This window comes from Gemella bergeri ATCC 700627, from assembly GCF_000469465.1.
GTDB classification, from domain to species: Bacteria; Bacillota; Bacilli; order Staphylococcales; family Gemellaceae; genus Gemella; species Gemella bergeri.
Map to the genome: position 1 here is coordinate 25,571 of NZ_KI271821.1, position 17,991 is coordinate 43,561.

A 17,991-nucleotide genomic window follows, 5' to 3' on the forward strand; every position below is an offset into this window, starting at 1 on the left:
ATGATACAATTATAACGAAAGATAAAATAGTTATAAAGTTCAAGATTGTGAGGTGTAATTAATGAAACACGATACTAAAAAAATACATTGTTCATTTTGTGGTAAAAGCACTGATGAAGTGTTTAAGATGATTGCAGGTAACGATGTATTTATTTGTGATGAGTGTGTAGACTTGTGTTCTGATATGATTGAAGAAGAATTAGAGTATAGAAATAATTTGACAAAAAAAGAATTTAAATTATTAAAGCCACATGAAATAATGAATAAATTAAATGATTATGTAATAAGTCAAGATAAAGCAAAAAAATCAGTTGCTGTTGCTGTTTACAATCATTATAAAAGAATAAATACAAAAAAAGATGATAACGATATTGAGTTACAAAAAAGTAATATTGCTTTAATAGGAAGTACAGGTTCAGGAAAAACTTTAATAGCACAAACCTTGGCTAAAATGTTAGATGTTCCTTTTGCTATTTCCGATGCAACAACTTTAACAGAAGCCGGATATGTAGGAGAGGACGTTGAAAATATTTTACTTCGTCTTATTCAAAATGCCAATTATGATATAGAGAGAGCTGAAAGAGGAATTATCTATATTGACGAAATTGATAAAATCGCTAAGAAAGGTGAAAATGTTTCAATAACACGTGATGTATCCGGTGAAGGTGTTCAACAGGCATTATTAAAAATCTTGGAAGGAACGATTGCAAGTGTACCTCCACAAGGAGGAAGAAAGCACCCCGGGGAAGAAATGATAAAAATAAATACAAAAGATATTTTATTTATTATTGGTGGAGCATTTTCAGGAATTGAAGAAATAATAAAACGTCGTTTGGGAGAAAAAATTATTGGTTTTTCTAAGAGTGATGAACTTAATGACGAAGAAGATATTATTTCAAAAGTAAAACATGAAGATTTGGTAAAATTTGGAATTATACCGGAATTTATCGGTAGAATACCTGTCATTTGTTATTTAGAAGAACTTGATGAGAAAGATTTAATAAGGGTATTAAAAGAACCTAAAAATTCAGTATTAAAGCAATATGAATACTTATTTGAATTAGATAATGTTAAGTTAATATTTGAAAATTCAGCATTAGAAGAAATTGCCAAAGAATCAATAAAAAGAAAAACAGGGGCAAGAGGGTTACGTTCTATAATTGAAGAAATATTACTTGACGTAATGTATGATATACCGAGCGAAAAAAATATTACAGAATGTATTGTAACTAAAGAGAATGTAATTAACAAAACAAAACCAATATTAAAATAATTGATTGAGAGAGGAGTTAGTTTTGGGTAAATATTATTTATTAGAACATAAAGATTTATTTTTCCCGTCTAATACTTACACAATAGATATAGAGGATAAAAGATTTTTAAAAACTATAAAAAGATTGAAAAAAGATAAATTTTCCGTTTTTATTGCTAATAATCGAAAATTTATTGATACTTATGATGAAGAATTTTCAGAAGAGGATATGTACGATGCACAAGGTTTTAACATTTTCTTTGGTACATACGGTCAATTAACTGTTGATAAGAAAAATAAAATTTATCAATATTCATGTTATGGTGTTGCGGAAGTGAAAAGTGGTGTATATAAAGATAATATGGTAGAGTACTTAGATATAACCACAAAAGAAACTGAACATGGTGATATTAATGAAAATGTGGCGTTGATAAAATTAAAAACCGAACTTAGTACATACTTAGCTAATGAAAATTTTGAGATAGATCTTTATGAAACAGATGATTTGGAGAAATTTATTAATAAGAATATTAAGTATTTTCCAATTGATAGATTTTTTAAAAAACGTGTGTTATACTCATTAAGTTTAGATAAAAAAGTTGCTGCTATTTTAAAAGGATTTGATATGCTTGATTCGGGCGTAGATTTAAAACGTAAAATTGATAAAAAAGTTAGAGAAAATATTGATAATCAACAAAAAGAATATTTTTTACGTGAGCAGATGAAAGTAGTTCAAGATGAACTTAAACAAATTGTTCCGGAAGATGATGATTTAGAAAAATTGAAAAAGCAAATTTTAGATATAAAATTAGCTAAAGAAGATGAAGATGTTCTTATGAAAGAGTTGGATAGATTAGAAAAAACTCCGGTAATGAGTCCGGAACATTCTATTATTAGAACATATTTAGAAACTGTAGTTGCACTCCCTTGGAATAATGTCACTAAAGATGAGATTGATATAAAAAATGCAGAAAAAATCTTAAATGAAGATCACTACGGCTTGGAAAAGATAAAAGAGCGTATTTTGGAATTTTTAGCAGTTAAAAAACTGCGTGAGGATATGAAATCACCAATTCTCTGCTTAGCCGGTCCTCCGGGAGTAGGGAAAAGTTCTTTAGCAAAATCAATAGCAACTTCTATGAACAGAAGTTTTATCCGTATATCTTTAGGTGGTATAAGAGATGAAGCAGAAATAAGAGGGCATAGAAGAACCTATTTAGGAGCCTTACCGGGAAAATTAATTCAATCATTAAAAAAAGTAAAAACTAAAAATCCAGTTATTTTATTAGATGAAATAGATAAGATGGCTTCAGATATAAAAGGAGATCCGGCAGCAGCGATGTTGGAAGTAATTGATCCTGAACAAAATAATGAATTTGTGGATCACTATTTGGATATTCCTTTTGATTTATCACAAGTATTGTTTATTGCAACTGCTAATAATTTAGGGATGATTCCAGCACCGCTCCGTGATAGAATGGAAATTATAGAATTAGAATCTTATACGGTAAAAGAAAAAGAGAATATTGCAATTAAATATTTAATACCGAAACAAATAAAAGAGAATGGCTTAGAAATTAACAATGTTACATTTTCAAAAGCAGCGGTGAATAAGATAATCAACAGTTACACTTATGAAGCCGGAGTCAGAAGTTTAGACAGAGTAATTGCTTCGGTATGCAGGAAAGCTGCATTACGTGTATTAAAAGGTGAAGAAAAAATAAAAGTTGGTGTCAATAACTTAGAAAGTTTTGTCGGCCCTGAAAAATATAATATGAAAGATAAAAATAGTGAACCGCAAATCGGATTAGTTAATGGGTTAGCCTACACTAGTGTAGGAGGTGATACTTTGGAAATAGAAACAAGTATTTCTAAAGGAAGTGGAAAAATTGTTCTTACCGGTAAATTAGGTGATGTAATGAAAGAATCGGCACAAATGGCTATTTCATATTTAAGATCTAATGCGGAGGAGTTGGGGCTTTCCGATATTAATTTTTCTGAAATAGATATTCACCTTCATGTTCCTGAAGGTGCAGTACCTAAAGATGGACCTTCGGCAGGAATAACAATAACGACTTCTGTATATTCAGCACTTACGAAAAAAACGGTTGATAATAATATTGCTATGACGGGAGAAATGACTCTTCATGGAAAAATCCTTCCAATTGGCGGGGTAAAAGAAAAAGTTTTAAGTTCAGAAAAAATGAATATTAATACTATTATTATTCCAACTAAAAATAAAAAAGATTTGATTGATATTCCAAGAGAAGTTTTGAACAGATTGACTATTTATACTGTAGATAATATTCATCAAGTATTTGGTGTGGTGTTTGGAGAATAATATGAAAAAGTTAAATACCCATAATGTTGATTTAATAATAAGTGCTGTATCTAAAAAACAATATCCAAAACACAATAAACCGGAAGTTGCTATGTGTGGAAGATCAAATGTTGGTAAGTCGACATTTATTAATACATTATTAGAAAGAAAAAATTATGCTAGAGTATCATCGAAGCCGGGAAAAACAAAAACGCTTAACTTTTTTGATATAGATAATAAAGTAGTATTAGTTGATGTTCCGGGGTATGGATATACTAAACTTTCTAAAAGTGAACAAGAAAAGTTATACGATATGATAGTAGAGTATCTTGTTAATAGTGAAAATTTAAGTTTTGTATTACATTTGGTAGATAGTAGACATAAGCCGTCACAAGATGATATAGAAATGAATGAATTTTTAAACTATTATAAAATTCCATTTGTTTTAGTGTTAACTAAAGTTGATAAAATATCAAAAAATGAGCTTTCAAAAAATATGGCAAAAATAAAAAAAGAATTAGATTTAACAAATAATATTTCAGTGATTGAGTTTTCTTCAGTTACAAAATTAGGTAAAGAAAAAATAGTGGAAGAAATATCAAAAATTTTAGTATAAATAATATAAAATCGATTTTCTTATTAGAGATTTATCTATAATGGTTGTATAATAAATATTAAGGTATAAAAATATCCTTTACATCTCGTTATAGAATCTCTTTAATAAGTAAGTCGATTTTTTAAGAAAAACTGTTAATAAGCATTAAAAAAAGTTTCCTTAAAATTAAAAATTTGATAATTAAAGTAAAAAATATTATAATTAGTGGGGTATCGATTTAATTATTTTATAACAAAAAAGTATATGGAGGAAATTTTAGATGTCAGTTCTAGATATTAAAGATTTAGAAGTATCGATTAATAAAAAACAAATTTTAAAAGGGTTAGACTTAAAAATTAAATCAGGAGAAATTCATGCTGTAATGGGTCCTAACGGTGCCGGGAAATCTACACTTGCGTCTGCCATAATGGGACATCCTAAATATGAGGTAGACGGAGGAAGTATTTTACTTGACGGTGAGGAAGTATTGGATATGGAAGTTGATGAACGTGCACGTGCAGGTTTATTTTTAGCTATGCAATATCCGTCAGAAATACCGGGTGTTCCGACATCTGAGTTTATAAAATCTGCGATTAATGCGCAGCGCGAAGATAATATTCCATTGATGAAGTATATAAAAAAATTAGATAAAACAATGGAATTTCTAGATATGGATTTAAAAATGTCTCAACGTTATGTAAACGACGGTTTTTCAGGTGGTGAAAAAAAACGTAATGAGATATTACAGTTAATGATGATAGAACCTAAATTTGCTATTTTAGATGAGATTGATTCAGGTCTGGATATTGACGCATTAAAAATTGTTTCTAAAGGTGTTAATAAAATGCGTGGTGAAAATTTTGGATGTTTAATTATCACTCATTACCAACGCTTATTAGATTACATTGTTCCTGATTTTGTCCATGTACTAATGAATGGAAAAATTGTAAAAACCGGTGGGTCTGAACTGGCATTACGTTTAGAAAAAGAAGGATATGATTGGTTAAAAGAAGAGGTTTAATATGGAAAACAATAAGTTAAAATTAAGTATTAAAACTTTAAAAAGCGTTTTTTCTGATACAAACGAACCCACGTGGTTTTTAAATATCAGAAAACTGGCTATGTATAAAAGTTATACTTTGCCTTTTCCTAAATTAGAGTCTATGGATTTAGAAAGTTGGCAATTATTTAATATTAATTTTTCGAATTTAAGACTTTCTAATGAGAAAATTAATATTAATGAAATAAAGGATAAGTACAATATTAAAGATTCTGATATTGTTGTAATTCAAAAAAACAATACAATATTATATATTAATATTCCTGAACAATATAAGGAAAAATTGGTTATTAAAAATATTTTTGAAGCTATGAATAATGATCACATTAAAGATAGTTTTTTATCTGTTGTTGATTATGCAGAAAGTAAGGTTACGGCTGTTCACTATAGTTTATTAAATGCAGGTTTATTTGTAGAAACTAAGGATAATGTCGTTATTGATGAACCTATTCAGTATATTGTAATAACCGATAAAAAACAAAGTTTATTTAATCATGTAACCATAAAAGCCGGCAAAAATTCATCACTTAATTTTGTAGAAAACTATATAAACAATTTAAAAAAAGATGATACACCGTTTAGTATTGTAGTAGAAGTTGTAGCAGAAGAGAATGCCAAAGTAAACTATAGTTCTATAACCAATTTACCAAAAGGAAAACGCGGGACTATTTTACGTCGAGGATTGACAAACGATAATTCGCTTATTAACTGGAATGTAGCGGCTATGGATGAGGCTGATGTTTATCATGATAATACTACAAATATTCTTGGGAATGGTTCGGAAGCTAACTTGAAAATAGTAACTCTTGGGGTAAAAGAACAAAAAACATATTTTAATAGTGAAGTAGTAAATCAAGGGTTAAACTCTAGGGGTGATATACTTCAACATGGAGTTATGTTAGATAGATCGCATATTGTTTTTAATGGAGTGGGGTTTATTGTAAAAGGTGCTACCGGTTCAAACGCTTATCAAAGTTCACGAATGTTAACGTTATCAAGCGAAGCAAAAGGTAATGCTAATCCAATGTTGTTAATTGATGAAAATGATGTTATGGCAGGACATGGTGCTTCTCTTGGAAGAATTGATGAGGAACAACTTTACTATCTGCAAAGTAGAGGGTTATCAAAAAAAGAATCAAGTAGATTATTAGTTCATGGTTTTTTATCACCGGTTATATCAGAATTAACAGTTGATTTTATCAAAGAAATGGCAACTGTACTTATTGATGAAAAAATAAATAATAACGAGAGTGAATAGTATAATATGGAAAAATTCAGCAATGTTAGGGAAGATTTCCCTATTTTAAAGCGAAAAATTGGAAATAACAGGTTAGTATTTTTCGATAACGGTGCAACTACACAAAAACCTATTCAGGTAATAGATGCTATAACAAATTATTATAAAAATTATAACTCAAATATTCATCGTTCGGTTTATACTTTAGGTGATGAATCAGAGAAAATTTATATGGAGTCAAAAGAACTCGTAAAAAATTTTATTAATGCTGAAAGTTATGAGGAAATAATCTATACAAGTGGGACTACCGAGGGTTTGAACTTTGTTGCAAGAATGATAGAACAAGAGTTAAACAGTGGGGATGAGATTGTTCTTAGCTATATGGAACATCACGCTAATATTGTACCGTGGCAACAACTTGCGAAACGAAAAAATCTTGTATTAAAGTATCTTGAACTGGACGAAAAAGGTAGAATAAGCATAAATCAACTGCAAGATTATATTACTGCCAAAACTAAGGTTGTTTCTCTTTGTCACGCTTCTAATGTATTAGGCAATATTAATCCTGTTTACAAAATTGGAGAATTGTTAAAAGATAGAGATATTCATTTTATAGTAGATGCGGCACAATCGGCACCACACTTAACACTTGATGTTCAGAAAATGAACTGTGATTTTTTGACGTTTAGTGCTCATAAAATGTGCGGACCTACCGGAATAGGGGTGCTTTATGGAAAAAAAGCATTATTAGAAAAATTTGATCCTGTTGAATTTGGTGGCGGTATGATTGGTATTGTTGAAGAACGTTCTGCGACATGGGCAGTTTTACCGGATAAGTTTGAAGCGGGGACGCCGTTATTAGCACAAGCTGCCGGTCTTGGTGCTACGATAAAATATTTAACTAATCTTAATTTAGAAAGTATAGAAAAATATACTAAGAAATTAACTAAATACCTCTATGATGAACTTTCAAAAATTGAAGATATAGATATATATGGTACTGATGATATTAGTGAAAAAGTATCATTAATTTCATTCAATTTAAGGGGTGTTCATCCACATGATTTAACGAGTTTCTTAGATGAAAAAGGTATATGTATTCGTGCGGGGCATCAATGTACCCAGTTGTTATTACAAAAATTAGGTGTTTACTCTGTTGCCAGAGTTAGTTTGTATTTTTATAATACAAAAGAAGAAGTTGATTTCTTTATTAAAACATTAAAAGAAACGAAGGAATTTTTTGATAATGAGTTTTAGTGATTTAAAAGATTTATATAAACAAGTGATCTTGGATCACAGTAAGCACCCGCGTAATTATGGAGTGATAGAAGATAGTTATAAATTGGAAATGCTCAATCCTTCGTGCGGTGATAAAATTACCGTCAGTATGTGTATTGAGAACAACATTATAACTGATATTAAATTTATTGGGACAGGTTGTTCTATTTCTCTTGCTTCTGCTTCTATGTTAACAGAAGAATTAAAAGGTCTTAGTGTTGAAAAGGCTAATGAAAAAATAAAAGATTTTTTAAATATGATTATGGGGACGGAGTACGATGCCGACAATCTTGAAGACAGTATTTCTTTAGAAAATATTTCAAAATTACCGGCACGTGTTAAATGTGCTACACTGGCATGGAAGATTACAGAAAAAATATTAGAAGAAAATAAAAATAGTTAAAGTGTAGAAAAAGGAGTGAGTGCATTGAGTAAAAACGAAGAAATGTTTACCGATTATCAGTATGGATTTTCTGATGTTGATGTTTCAATATTTAAAACTGAAAAAGGTTTAACGAAAGAAATAGTTGAAACTATTTCAAAAAGAAAAGAAGAACCGGACTGGATGTTGGACTTTAGGTTGCATGCTTTGAAAGAATTTTATAGAATGCCAATGCCTACATGGGGTGGAGATTTATCTGAAATTGATTTTGAAGATTTAACCTATTATGTAAAACCATCTGAAAAAACAGAACGTTCTTGGGACGAAGTACCAACAGAAATCAAAAATACATTTGAGAAACTTGGTATTCCGGAAGCGGAGCAAAAATATCTTGCCGGCGTATCGGCACAATATGAATCGGAAGTGGTTTATCACAATATGCACAAAAAATTTGAAGAGTTGGGAATTATTTTTGAAGATACCGATACAGCATTAAAAAATCATGAAGAAATATTCAAACAATATTTTTCAAAAGCTGTAGATTATAATGATAATAAATTTGCAGCATTAAATTCAGCGGTTTGGTCAGGCGGTTCATTTATTTATTGCCCTAAAAATGTTTCTATAGATGCACCGTTGCAGGCGTATTTTAGAATTAATAGTGAAAAGATGGGACAGTTCGAACGTACATTAATTATTATTGAGGAAAATTCTTCTGTACATTATGTAGAAGGTTGTACAGCACCGACTTATTCTGCAAGTTCATTGCATGCAGCAGTTGTAGAGATATTTATTAAACCTAATGCACGTTTTAGATATACAACTATTCAAAACTGGTCAACAAATGTGTATAATTTGGTAACAAAACGTGCTATTGTCGAACAAAACGGAACAATGGAGTGGGTTGATGGAAATCTCGGGTCCAAGCTAACTATGAAGTATCCGGCATGTGTTCTAGTTGGAGAAGGTGCCAGCGGCAGTACATTGTCGATTGCTATGGCGAGTGAGGGGCAGGTACTTGATGCAGGTTCTAAGATGATACATTTGGCACCAAGGACATCTTCTACAGTAGTATCTAAATCTATGTCGCGTCGTGGCGGTAAAGTAAACTATCGTGGTTGGATACATTTTGGTAAAGATTCTGAAGGTTCACGTTCTAATATTGAATGTGATACGCTGATTTTAGATGAGTATTCAACATCAGATACTATTCCGTATAATATTATTCAAAATTCTAATGTATCATTAGAACATGAGGCCAAAGTATCAAAAGTATCAGAGGAGCAACTGTTTTATTTAATGAGTCGAGGGTTAGATGAAGCACAAGCAACAGAGATGATTGTTATGGGATTTATCGAACCATTTACAAAAGAATTACCTATGGAGTATGCAGTTGAATTAAATAGATTAATTTCATTTGAAATGGAAGGCTCAATCGGTTAATAATAAGGTTATATAATAAATTTCAAAGCATTGAAAATATAAAACAAATAAGTTAATTAGGCTCTATGTTAAATAGAGGAAATAGAGAAAATTATCTTCTAAAAAATGAAAGACTGATGAGAGGAATTGTGGATATAAAATCCATAATTTCTTTTTTTAAAAAAGAGTGTATAATAAATATAGGATATGAGAAAATATGATGATTTTGATTTAGATTTAAAAAAAGTAGTTAACGAAAATGAAGGAGATATTTGTACCAATAGTTGGATTATTTTGTTTTTTAAAATATTGTGATATTATAATAATAAACAATGATTTTAGGAGAAATATGGTTATGAATAAAAATAATAAAGAACAATATAATAATGTAAATAATTATTCTGAATACAATCAGGATAATTATCAACATCAAAATTTTAATGATGAAAATTATCAATATGATCAATTTGGGCATTATAACACTGATTATCAGCATAATAAATTTAACAATCAACAGTCTCAAGAAAATTATACAGGTATACATCAAAATAACTATAATAACTTTAATGAAGAATATTATAGAGAAAAACCTAAAAAGAAGAAAATGTTAGTTATTTTTATTAGCGTGGTGATAATTTTAGTTTTAGGAGTTGGTGGTATTTTCGGGTATAATTATTTTATAAAAAATAAAACTATTACTGTTAATATGTCACAATATGAGATTGAATTTGTTCCTTTTGGGACTGATGGAGATGGAAAACCGGAAGTGGATATAAAAAATATACCAACAGTAAATACAGATAGCGAAGATGTAAAAAAATTCTTACAAGAACCTACGGTTACTTATAATAAAAATAATAATTTGAAAAATGGAGATAAGGTAGAAGTAATAATATCATTAAGTAAAACTTCTGCACAGGCAAAACATTTGGAGATTAAAGGGGAGTATAAAAGAACGTTTACTATAAGAGGATTGAATGAAAAAACTAAAGAAAAAACAATAATTTCAGGAAATAATTCATCATCGAGTGGAAAAATAAAAGAAGAGCCTTTAATTGATACGAAAAAATTGTCAAAAGAACAAGTAGCTAAATGGGTAAAAGCATGTTATATAGAAAATAACACAGAATTAACAAATGATGATTTTATTGTTGATGTTTCACTTGGAGAGGATAATTTAGTGTATGCTGTTTTGAGTGAAAATCCTAAATCATCTAAGTTTAACTCACCTAAAATGCTGGATCATCGATATAGAATAAATGCACATGGGGAACTGGAAATAGGTTCACGTCTAAAAGATGAGTGGACAATTATCAGTCGTGTATATAAATATATAGAATAGCATAAAAATTTAATAATAAAATAAATAAAGTTGAGAAAATTACTCTAAAATATTGTTATCTTCTTACTTATATAGCTATATCGTTATTTTGTAAATTTTTTTAAATAGCACTTGTAATTGTAAGCGATTAGTGAGATAATAATTAATATAATGTAAAACAACAATTAAGAGGAGATAGGCACTTATGACAAAGATATTAGCTATAAATTCGGGGAGTTCATCTCTTAAATTTCAATTATTTGAAATGCCTGAAGAAAAAGTTATTACCAAAGGATTAGTAGAAAGAATAGGAATTGAAAATAGTATCTTTACTATTGAGTTTAACGGAGAAAAAGATAAACAAATATTGGATATTCCTAATCATGATACAGCTATAGAAATGTTGCTAGAAAAATTAATATCAAAAGGGATAGTAAAAGATGTTAAAGAAATTGAAGGTGTAGGACACCGTGTTGTACATGGTGGAGAATTCTACGATTCATCTGTACTGGTAACTGATGAAGAACTAGCCAAAGTTGATTCAATTGAAGATTTAGCACCTTTGCATAATCCGGCAAATATTAAAGGTGTACGTTCATTCCAAAAAGAATTACCGGGAGTTCCGAATGTGTTAACATTTGATACAGCGTTCCACCAAAGCATGCCAAAATCTACTTACATGTATGCAGTACCTAGAGAGTTTTATGAAAAATATGGTGTTCGTAAATATGGTGCTCATGGAACAAGTCATAGATATATTGGACAAAAAGTTGCTGAAATTTTAGGTAAAGATCCTAAAGAATTAAAAACTATTTCTTGCCATATAGGAAACGGTGCATCAATCTGTGCTATTAAAAACGGTAAATCGTTTGATACCTCTATGGGATTCACACCGCTTTCAGGATTGGTTATGGGAACTAGAACAGGGGATATAGATCCGGCGACAATACCTTATATTGCACAAAAAACCGGTCTTTCATTAGAAGAAATCGTCCATATTTTCAATTTTGAATCAGGACTTAAAGGTGTTTCAGCTATCTCATCTGATTTACGTGATGTAGAAGTTGCAAGAGATACTGATCCACATGCAGCTGAAGCTATTGATGTATATATTACAAGAATTAAAGAGTATATTGGGGCATATGCAGCAGCAATGAATGGTGTCGATGCTATCGTCTTTACCGCAGGTGTTGGAGAAAATGCAACTTGGGTGCGTGAAGAAGTTCTTGAGGGCGTATCATTCTTAGGTGTTGAGGTTGATAAAGAGAAAAACAGCGTACGTGGTAAAGTCGCAGAGATTTCTACACCTAATTCGAAAGTAAAAGCATTTGTTATTCCAACAGATGAAGAAGTAATGATTGCTAGAGATACTTATAACTTATCTAAATAAATAGCAATATTTTAGTAGGCTGGGGCTTTCACTCCGGCCTTTTAATTTTATAAATATGAAAAGCAGGTGAATTGTGTTAGAATATAGTAATGAATTATTTAAAGAAAAATTTAATACAGCTGTTGAAATTCTTAAAATATTTGAAAATAACAACTTTAAAGCATATTTTGTAGGTGGTTGTGTTAGGGATTATATATTAAAAAAAGAATTTTCGGATATAGATATAACGACCAATGCATTGCCGGAAGAAATAAAAACTATTTTTGATAGGACTATTGATACAGGAATCAAGCATGGAACTGTAACAATTTTCCACAAAGGTAATTATTATGAAGTTACAACTTTTAGAACGGAATTAGACTACACTAATCATCGTTCTCCGGATAAAGTAGAATTTGTTAGCAGTTTAGAAAAGGATTTAGAACGCCGTGATTTTACAATTAATGCAATGGCACTGGATTCAAGAGGACGACTTTATGATTTTCATAATGGGCTTAGCGATTTGAATCATAAAATCATTAGAACTGTAAATTCTCCAAATGAACGTTTTAATGAAGATGCACTTAGAATGTTACGTGCATTTCGTTTTTCTTCTAAATTAGAATTTAAAATAGAAGATGAAACTTATAATGCTATTGTTAAAAATAAAGAATTAATTAAATTTGTTTCTATAGAAAGAGTGGTAGTTGAATTTAAAAAATTATTACAGGAAAAAGGTAATAAAAATGCTTTAGGACAACTTATTAGTAGCAAAATAGGTTGTTATATTCCTTTTATTAAATTTATAGAAGAGTATACTGATTTTGCTGATTTTACTTTTTCTCAAGCTTTATATTGGTTAATGTATTTTAATAATATAGAGTTATTAGAGTTAAAGAAATTAAAACTTTCTAATAATGAAATAAAGAAAATTAAAAAATATAAAAAAATAAAATTGGAATTTGACAAAAAAACTCCTCTTGAAGTAATGATTTATGATTTTGGAAGAGAAGATGTTAAATTCATAGTAGACATATTTAAGATTATGTCAACTGAAAAAATAAAGGACATTTATCTACCTATTTTAAATTTTTCTGAAATAGAAATAACATCAGAAGAAATAATAAAAATAATAAATAAAAAACCCGGATCATGGATAAAAGAGGTTAGTAGATTAATTGAAGTAAATATTTTATTGAATAATTTGCAAAACAATAATAAGGGGATAATAGATTTTCTATTAAAATTAAAGGATAAAATATAGATAAATAAAATTTAATTTTATAATGAAAGAGAGGTGAGTAATTTGAAAAATAATAATTTTTGTATTGTGGATATTGAATTAACGGAAGAAAAAGAAATAATTCAATTTGCTGCAGCAAAATTGGATAGTAATTTTGTTGAAGTTGATAGTGTAAACTATTATATAAAACCTGAAACAGGGTTATCCAATTTTGTTGTAGAATTTACAGGAATTACTGATGAGCAACTTAGTAATAAACCGAAATTCTCTGATATTTCAAATAAAATATATGATTTTATAAAGGATTCTATTTTAATTTGTCATGGTTTAGACTCCGATTATGGAATTTTATATAAGCATTTTATTAAAAACGGAATATATTATAAACCGACTAAAATGTTTGATACCGTCAAATTATCACAATTATTCTTCCCAATGGAAAGTAGTTATAAATTATCTGATTTAGCTAATTCATTAAATCTTTATAATGGAAATAATTATCACAATGCAAAGACGGATGTTATAGTTACATCTAATTTGTTAAAAAAAATAACAAAAAAAATATCTTCTCTTGAACAGGAAAATTATAATAAAATATTAAAAATATTAACAGCTGTTAAATCCGATATTATTTGGTTTATAAAATTTAGTAGAACAAAAAGAAAATTTATGAAAAATAATATAGGGTATATTTTTTATGCCGGAGTGAAATTCAAAAAAGTATATTATTCAAATAAAAACAAAAATATACCAGGAAAAATATTTTTCTCTGCAATTCCGGAAGAAGAATATGCCAAAATGTTTAAAATAAAAAACTATGAAATATTAAAAAATAAAAGTTCTTATGTTCCGCTTAACATATTTTCACTTTTACCCAAGAAAAAGGATAATAATTTAGCCAATCTTAGAATAAAGTTAATTGTTTGGGTATTGGAGACAAGTACCGGCGATTTTTCGGAATTAAATCTTTTAAATTCTGAAAAAATATTTTTAGATGAGATTATGGATTATTTATCAAATAGTCATAAATCTTATTATTTTGATATAAGGAATAAAAAAGCTCAAATGAGTAAAAATATTATTACAAATTATTGTAATATTTCAAGTATTATTAAAAATATATATTTTAAAAACTATAAGTTGATATTTGAAAATGCCAATGTGTTAGGAAGAGAATTAAATTCTAAAAATATAAAATTTTATTTTTATAAAAATGTGGTAACAGAGTTAAATGTTGCTATATCACAAAATCCTAGCAATAAAAATTTAAAAAATATTCGTGATAATCTGGATAGTTTGGTTAAATTTTTAAATGAAATGTATATTTCAGAAAGTTTGTTTTTATATAATGACAGTATTTATTTTATTAAACAGGATATAGGTATACTTAAAGATGAGATAAGTAATAGTAAGTTGAAAATTCCTATAACTAAAAATTTTATTTTAAATTTGGATAAGGCAATAATAAATACGAAAAATAGTTTTAAATTTGATAATTTTACCCAAGAGAACAGCTTGTACTTAAAGATTGTTAATGACAAAAATATAAAATATATAATTAATTCGATTCATACAAAAAAATATTATTATTTAAATATAAAAAACAAATTAAATGTTAGTTACGTTTCCGATAAAAATGAAATATTGTTTAATAAAATGCAAGGCAGAATTTTATATATTTTTGAAAGTAATAAATACCGTGACTTATATTTTAGTGAACGTGAGAAAAAATCCTATATAAAATATATTAATTTTTCGTCAACAGATAATTTTAGAGATTTATATATTGATCTAAATAAAAATAACCGTTTAATGTATGTTTGCTATGCTACTAAAGATATTTTAGAATATAATTGTTATTTAAAAAATATTTTTGATTCTATAGTTGTTTTAAAAAATTTAGAATATTAATCATTATATAAATATAGAAGAATTTTGATTTGATATTATTCCGTTATTATTTAAAAAAATATTATTTTATGTTATAATTTTATTAGTTTTTATAATCAAAGATTGAAATATTTAAAAGTAATTTTTTAAGGAGGAGTTTAGTTTGAACATCAATAATTTAAAAGAAAAACTAGGTCAAAAAGTAACAATTGGTGCTTGGATTTCCAATAAGAGAAGTAGTGGAAAGATAGCATTTTTACAATTACGTTATGGTGCCGGATTTATTCAAGCTGTTGCATTAAAAGAAAGTTTAGGAGAAGAGCGTTATCAACAATTACGTCATTTACCTCAAGAATCTTCATTGAAAGTAACAGGGCTAATTAAAGAAAATAATAGAGAGTTATCCGGTATTGAGTTGGAAATTGAAGATTTTACAATTATTTCGGAAGCGATTGATTATCCAATTACACCAAAAGAGCATGGAGTAGAGTTTTTAGCAGATAATCGTCATATTTGGATACGTTCTAAAAAACAACATGCTATTTTAACCGTTCGTAATCAAATTATTAAATCAACTTATGATTTCTTTGAAAAAGAAGGATTTTTAAAAACTGATCCTCCAATTTTAACCTCATCTGCTCCTGAGGGGACTACTGAATTATTTAATACAAAGTATTTTGACGAGGAAGCCTATCTTTCTCAGTCCGGTCAATTATATTTAGAAGCTACTGCTATGGCATTCGGTAAAGTATTTTCGTTTGGGCCGACGTTCAGAGCAGAAAAATCTAAAACACGTCGTCACTTAATTGAATTTTGGATGATTGAAGCTGAAATGGCATTTTGTAACCATAATGAAAGTTTAACATTACAAGAGGCTTACGTTAATCATTTAATTACTGATGTTATTGAAAAATGCCCGGAACAACTAAAAATTCTCGGTCGTGATTTAGAGTCTTTAAAAAATGCCTGTGGTGAATTTCCTCGTATTAAATATAAAGATGCTATTAAGTTGTTAAAAGATAATGGTTTTGATGATATTGAATATGGTGATGATTTCGGTTCTCCACACGAAACATTTATAGCAAACAGTTATAATAAACCTGTATTTATTACTAATTGGCCAATAGACATTAAACCTTTCTATATGATAGAAGACCCGACTGACCCAGGTACAGTATTATGTGCTGATCTTATTGCTCCTGAGGGTTATGGGGAAATTATTGGTGGTTCGCAACGTATTGATGACTATGATAAATTGCTGGAAAATATCAAAAAACATGATTTAAACTTGGATGCTTACGGTTGGTATTTGGATCTTAGAAAATATGGCTCTGTTGAACATTCAGGGTTTGGGCTTGGATTGGAAAGAACTGTAGCATGGATTACAGGAAATGGTCATGTTCGTGAAACTATCCCATTCCCACGTCTATTAAATAGACTTACACCTTAATTATGTTAAATGTTAACACTAATGGGCTATTGGTTGATGCTGAATTTTTAATGAATTACAAAAATTATAATTTATCTGGAGAGGAAGCAATTTTTCTTCTTCAGATAAATTACTTAACAGAGCAAGGGAAGAAAATATTTTCTGTAAATTCATTTTCAGTAGCACTAAATATGTCCGAAAAAGATATATTTTCTATGTTGGACAGTTTACTTAGAAAAAGAGTTATTAAATTAGCAAAAAATAATAGAATTAGTTTTATTATTTTTAATACTGAAGATAATTTTTATACTTTAAAAGAATTACTAAAATTAGTTGAGAGTATTGTTTCCAGAATGTTGACTTCAAGAGAAATTGATATTATTTCATCTTGGATTGACAGAAAATTTTTAAAAAGTGAAATTGATGAAGCTTTAAACATTTCAAAAAATATTAATTATGTAAATGGTATTCTAAATAATAAAATTAACAATGAAATGATAAATTCGGAAGAAAGCGAGAATATTTTGGGATATGACTGGCTTAACAAATAAAAAATTAAACGAAAAAGCTAAAAAAGTAAGTAAATATCTTGATAGAGTTTTTCCAAATGTTGAATGTGAGCTTAATTTTTCCAATAATCTTGAATTAATCATTGCTGTATTACTGTCGGCGCAATGTAAAGATGAGTACGTTAACCGTGCTACCGTTGGATTATTTGAAAAATATAAAACTATTGATGATTATGCTGATGCCAAAGTTAATGATATAGAAAAATTAATTAAAAGTTTGGGATTATATAAGGCAAAATCAAAAAATATCGTGGGTATGGCTAATATGTTAAGGGATGTTTATAATTATAAAATACCACAAACACGTGAAGAACTTATAAAGTTACCTGGAGTTGGTAGAAAAACAGCGAATGTTGTCCTTTCTGTCGGATTTGGAATACCGGCTATTGCTGTTGATACACATGTAGAACGTGTTACAAAATTGATGGGACTTGTTGATATAAACGCTACACCGCTGGAAGTAGAAAAGAAATTAATGGAGATATTTCCCATGAAAGATTGGGGAAAAATCCATCATCAACTGATACATTTAGGTAGATATAAATTACCTGCACGTGGCGAAAAAGATACAGATCCCGAATTGGAAAGATTATTAATTGAATAATTTAGCAAGGAGAGTTCGGT

General features: G+C 28.7%; 15 protein-coding genes. All 15 read left to right on the forward strand.

Features of this window, described 5'->3' with window-relative positions:
* The first annotated feature begins 61 nt into the window (after nt 1-61).
* The 15 genes from clpX to nth all read left to right on the forward strand — a co-directional run bounded on the left by clpX (nt 62) and on the right by nth (nt 17,971).
* A complete protein-coding gene (gene clpX, locus HMPREF1983_RS02715; RefSeq protein ID WP_021752756.1) occupies nt 62-1,273 on the forward strand; it encodes an ATP-dependent Clp protease ATP-binding subunit ClpX in 1,212 nt (403 codons plus the stop codon).
* 22 nt (nt 1,274-1,295) lie between these two features.
* Nucleotides 1,296-3,593, forward strand: coding sequence for an endopeptidase La (lon, locus tag HMPREF1983_RS02720; RefSeq protein ID WP_040460873.1), 2,298 nt, complete (start codon nt 1,296-1,298; stop codon nt 3,591-3,593).
* Between the two features lies 1 nt (nt 3,594).
* Nucleotides 3,595-4,188, forward strand: a complete 594-nt coding sequence (yihA, locus tag HMPREF1983_RS02725) for a ribosome biogenesis GTP-binding protein YihA/YsxC (RefSeq protein WP_021752758.1) — start codon at nt 3,595-3,597, stop codon at nt 4,186-4,188.
* A 259-nt stretch (nt 4,189-4,447) separates the two neighbouring features.
* Nucleotides 4,448-5,188, forward strand: coding sequence for a Fe-S cluster assembly ATPase SufC (sufC, locus tag HMPREF1983_RS02730; RefSeq protein ID WP_021752759.1), 741 nt, complete (start codon nt 4,448-4,450; stop codon nt 5,186-5,188).
* Between the two features lies 1 nt (nt 5,189).
* Nucleotides 5,190-6,485 carry a Fe-S cluster assembly protein SufD gene (gene sufD, locus HMPREF1983_RS02735; RefSeq protein ID WP_021752760.1) on the forward strand — a complete coding sequence of 432 codons (1,296 nt, stop codon included), beginning with the start codon at nt 5,190-5,192 and terminating at the stop codon, nt 6,483-6,485.
* A 6-nt stretch (nt 6,486-6,491) separates the two neighbouring features.
* Entirely contained in the window at nt 6,492-7,721 is a 1,230-nt protein-coding gene (locus tag HMPREF1983_RS02740) for an aminotransferase class V-fold PLP-dependent enzyme (RefSeq protein ID WP_021752761.1), read from the forward strand.
* Nucleotides 7,711-8,145 (forward strand): Fe-S cluster assembly sulfur transfer protein SufU, encoded by a 435-nt coding sequence (gene sufU / locus HMPREF1983_RS02745; RefSeq protein WP_021752762.1) that lies wholly within the window; start codon nt 7,711-7,713, stop codon nt 8,143-8,145. Before HMPREF1983_RS02740 ends, sufU begins: the two co-directional genes overlap by 11 nt.
* Nucleotides 8,146-8,187: 42 nt before the next feature.
* Nucleotides 8,188-9,567, forward strand: a complete 1,380-nt coding sequence (gene sufB / locus HMPREF1983_RS02750) for a Fe-S cluster assembly protein SufB (protein WP_040460878.1) — start codon at nt 8,188-8,190, stop codon at nt 9,565-9,567.
* Nucleotides 9,568-9,901: 334 nt separating this feature from the next.
* Nucleotides 9,902-10,888: a hypothetical protein gene (locus HMPREF1983_RS02755; RefSeq protein ID WP_052526602.1), complete on the forward strand. Its 987-nt coding sequence runs from the start codon at nt 9,902-9,904 to the stop codon at nt 10,886-10,888.
* A 184-nt stretch (nt 10,889-11,072) separates the two neighbouring features.
* Nucleotides 11,073-12,257, forward strand: coding sequence for an acetate/propionate family kinase (locus HMPREF1983_RS02760; protein WP_021752766.1), 1,185 nt, complete (start codon nt 11,073-11,075; stop codon nt 12,255-12,257).
* Between the two features lie 73 nt (nt 12,258-12,330).
* A complete protein-coding gene (locus HMPREF1983_RS02765) occupies nt 12,331-13,500 on the forward strand; it encodes a CCA tRNA nucleotidyltransferase (protein ID WP_021752767.1) in 1,170 nt (389 codons plus the stop codon).
* A gap of 33 nt (nt 13,501-13,533) precedes the next feature.
* Nucleotides 13,534-15,390 (forward strand): exonuclease domain-containing protein, encoded by a 1,857-nt coding sequence (locus tag HMPREF1983_RS02770; RefSeq protein WP_425402394.1) that lies wholly within the window; start codon nt 13,534-13,536, stop codon nt 15,388-15,390.
* A 142-nt stretch (nt 15,391-15,532) separates the two neighbouring features.
* Nucleotides 15,533-16,819, forward strand: coding sequence for an asparagine--tRNA ligase (asnS, locus tag HMPREF1983_RS02775; RefSeq protein ID WP_021752769.1), 1,287 nt, complete (start codon nt 15,533-15,535; stop codon nt 16,817-16,819).
* A 2-nt stretch (nt 16,820-16,821) separates the two neighbouring features.
* The gene (locus HMPREF1983_RS02780; RefSeq protein WP_021752770.1) at nt 16,822-17,349 is read left to right on the forward strand and encodes a DnaD domain protein; all 528 of its coding nucleotides are present in this window, start codon (nt 16,822-16,824) and stop codon (nt 17,347-17,349) included.
* Nucleotides 17,330-17,971 carry an endonuclease III gene (nth, locus tag HMPREF1983_RS02785; protein ID WP_021752771.1) on the forward strand — a complete coding sequence of 214 codons (642 nt, stop codon included), beginning with the start codon at nt 17,330-17,332 and terminating at the stop codon, nt 17,969-17,971. The genes HMPREF1983_RS02780 and nth overlap by 20 nt, the downstream gene beginning before the upstream one ends.
* Nucleotides 17,972-17,991 lie beyond the last annotated feature (20 nt).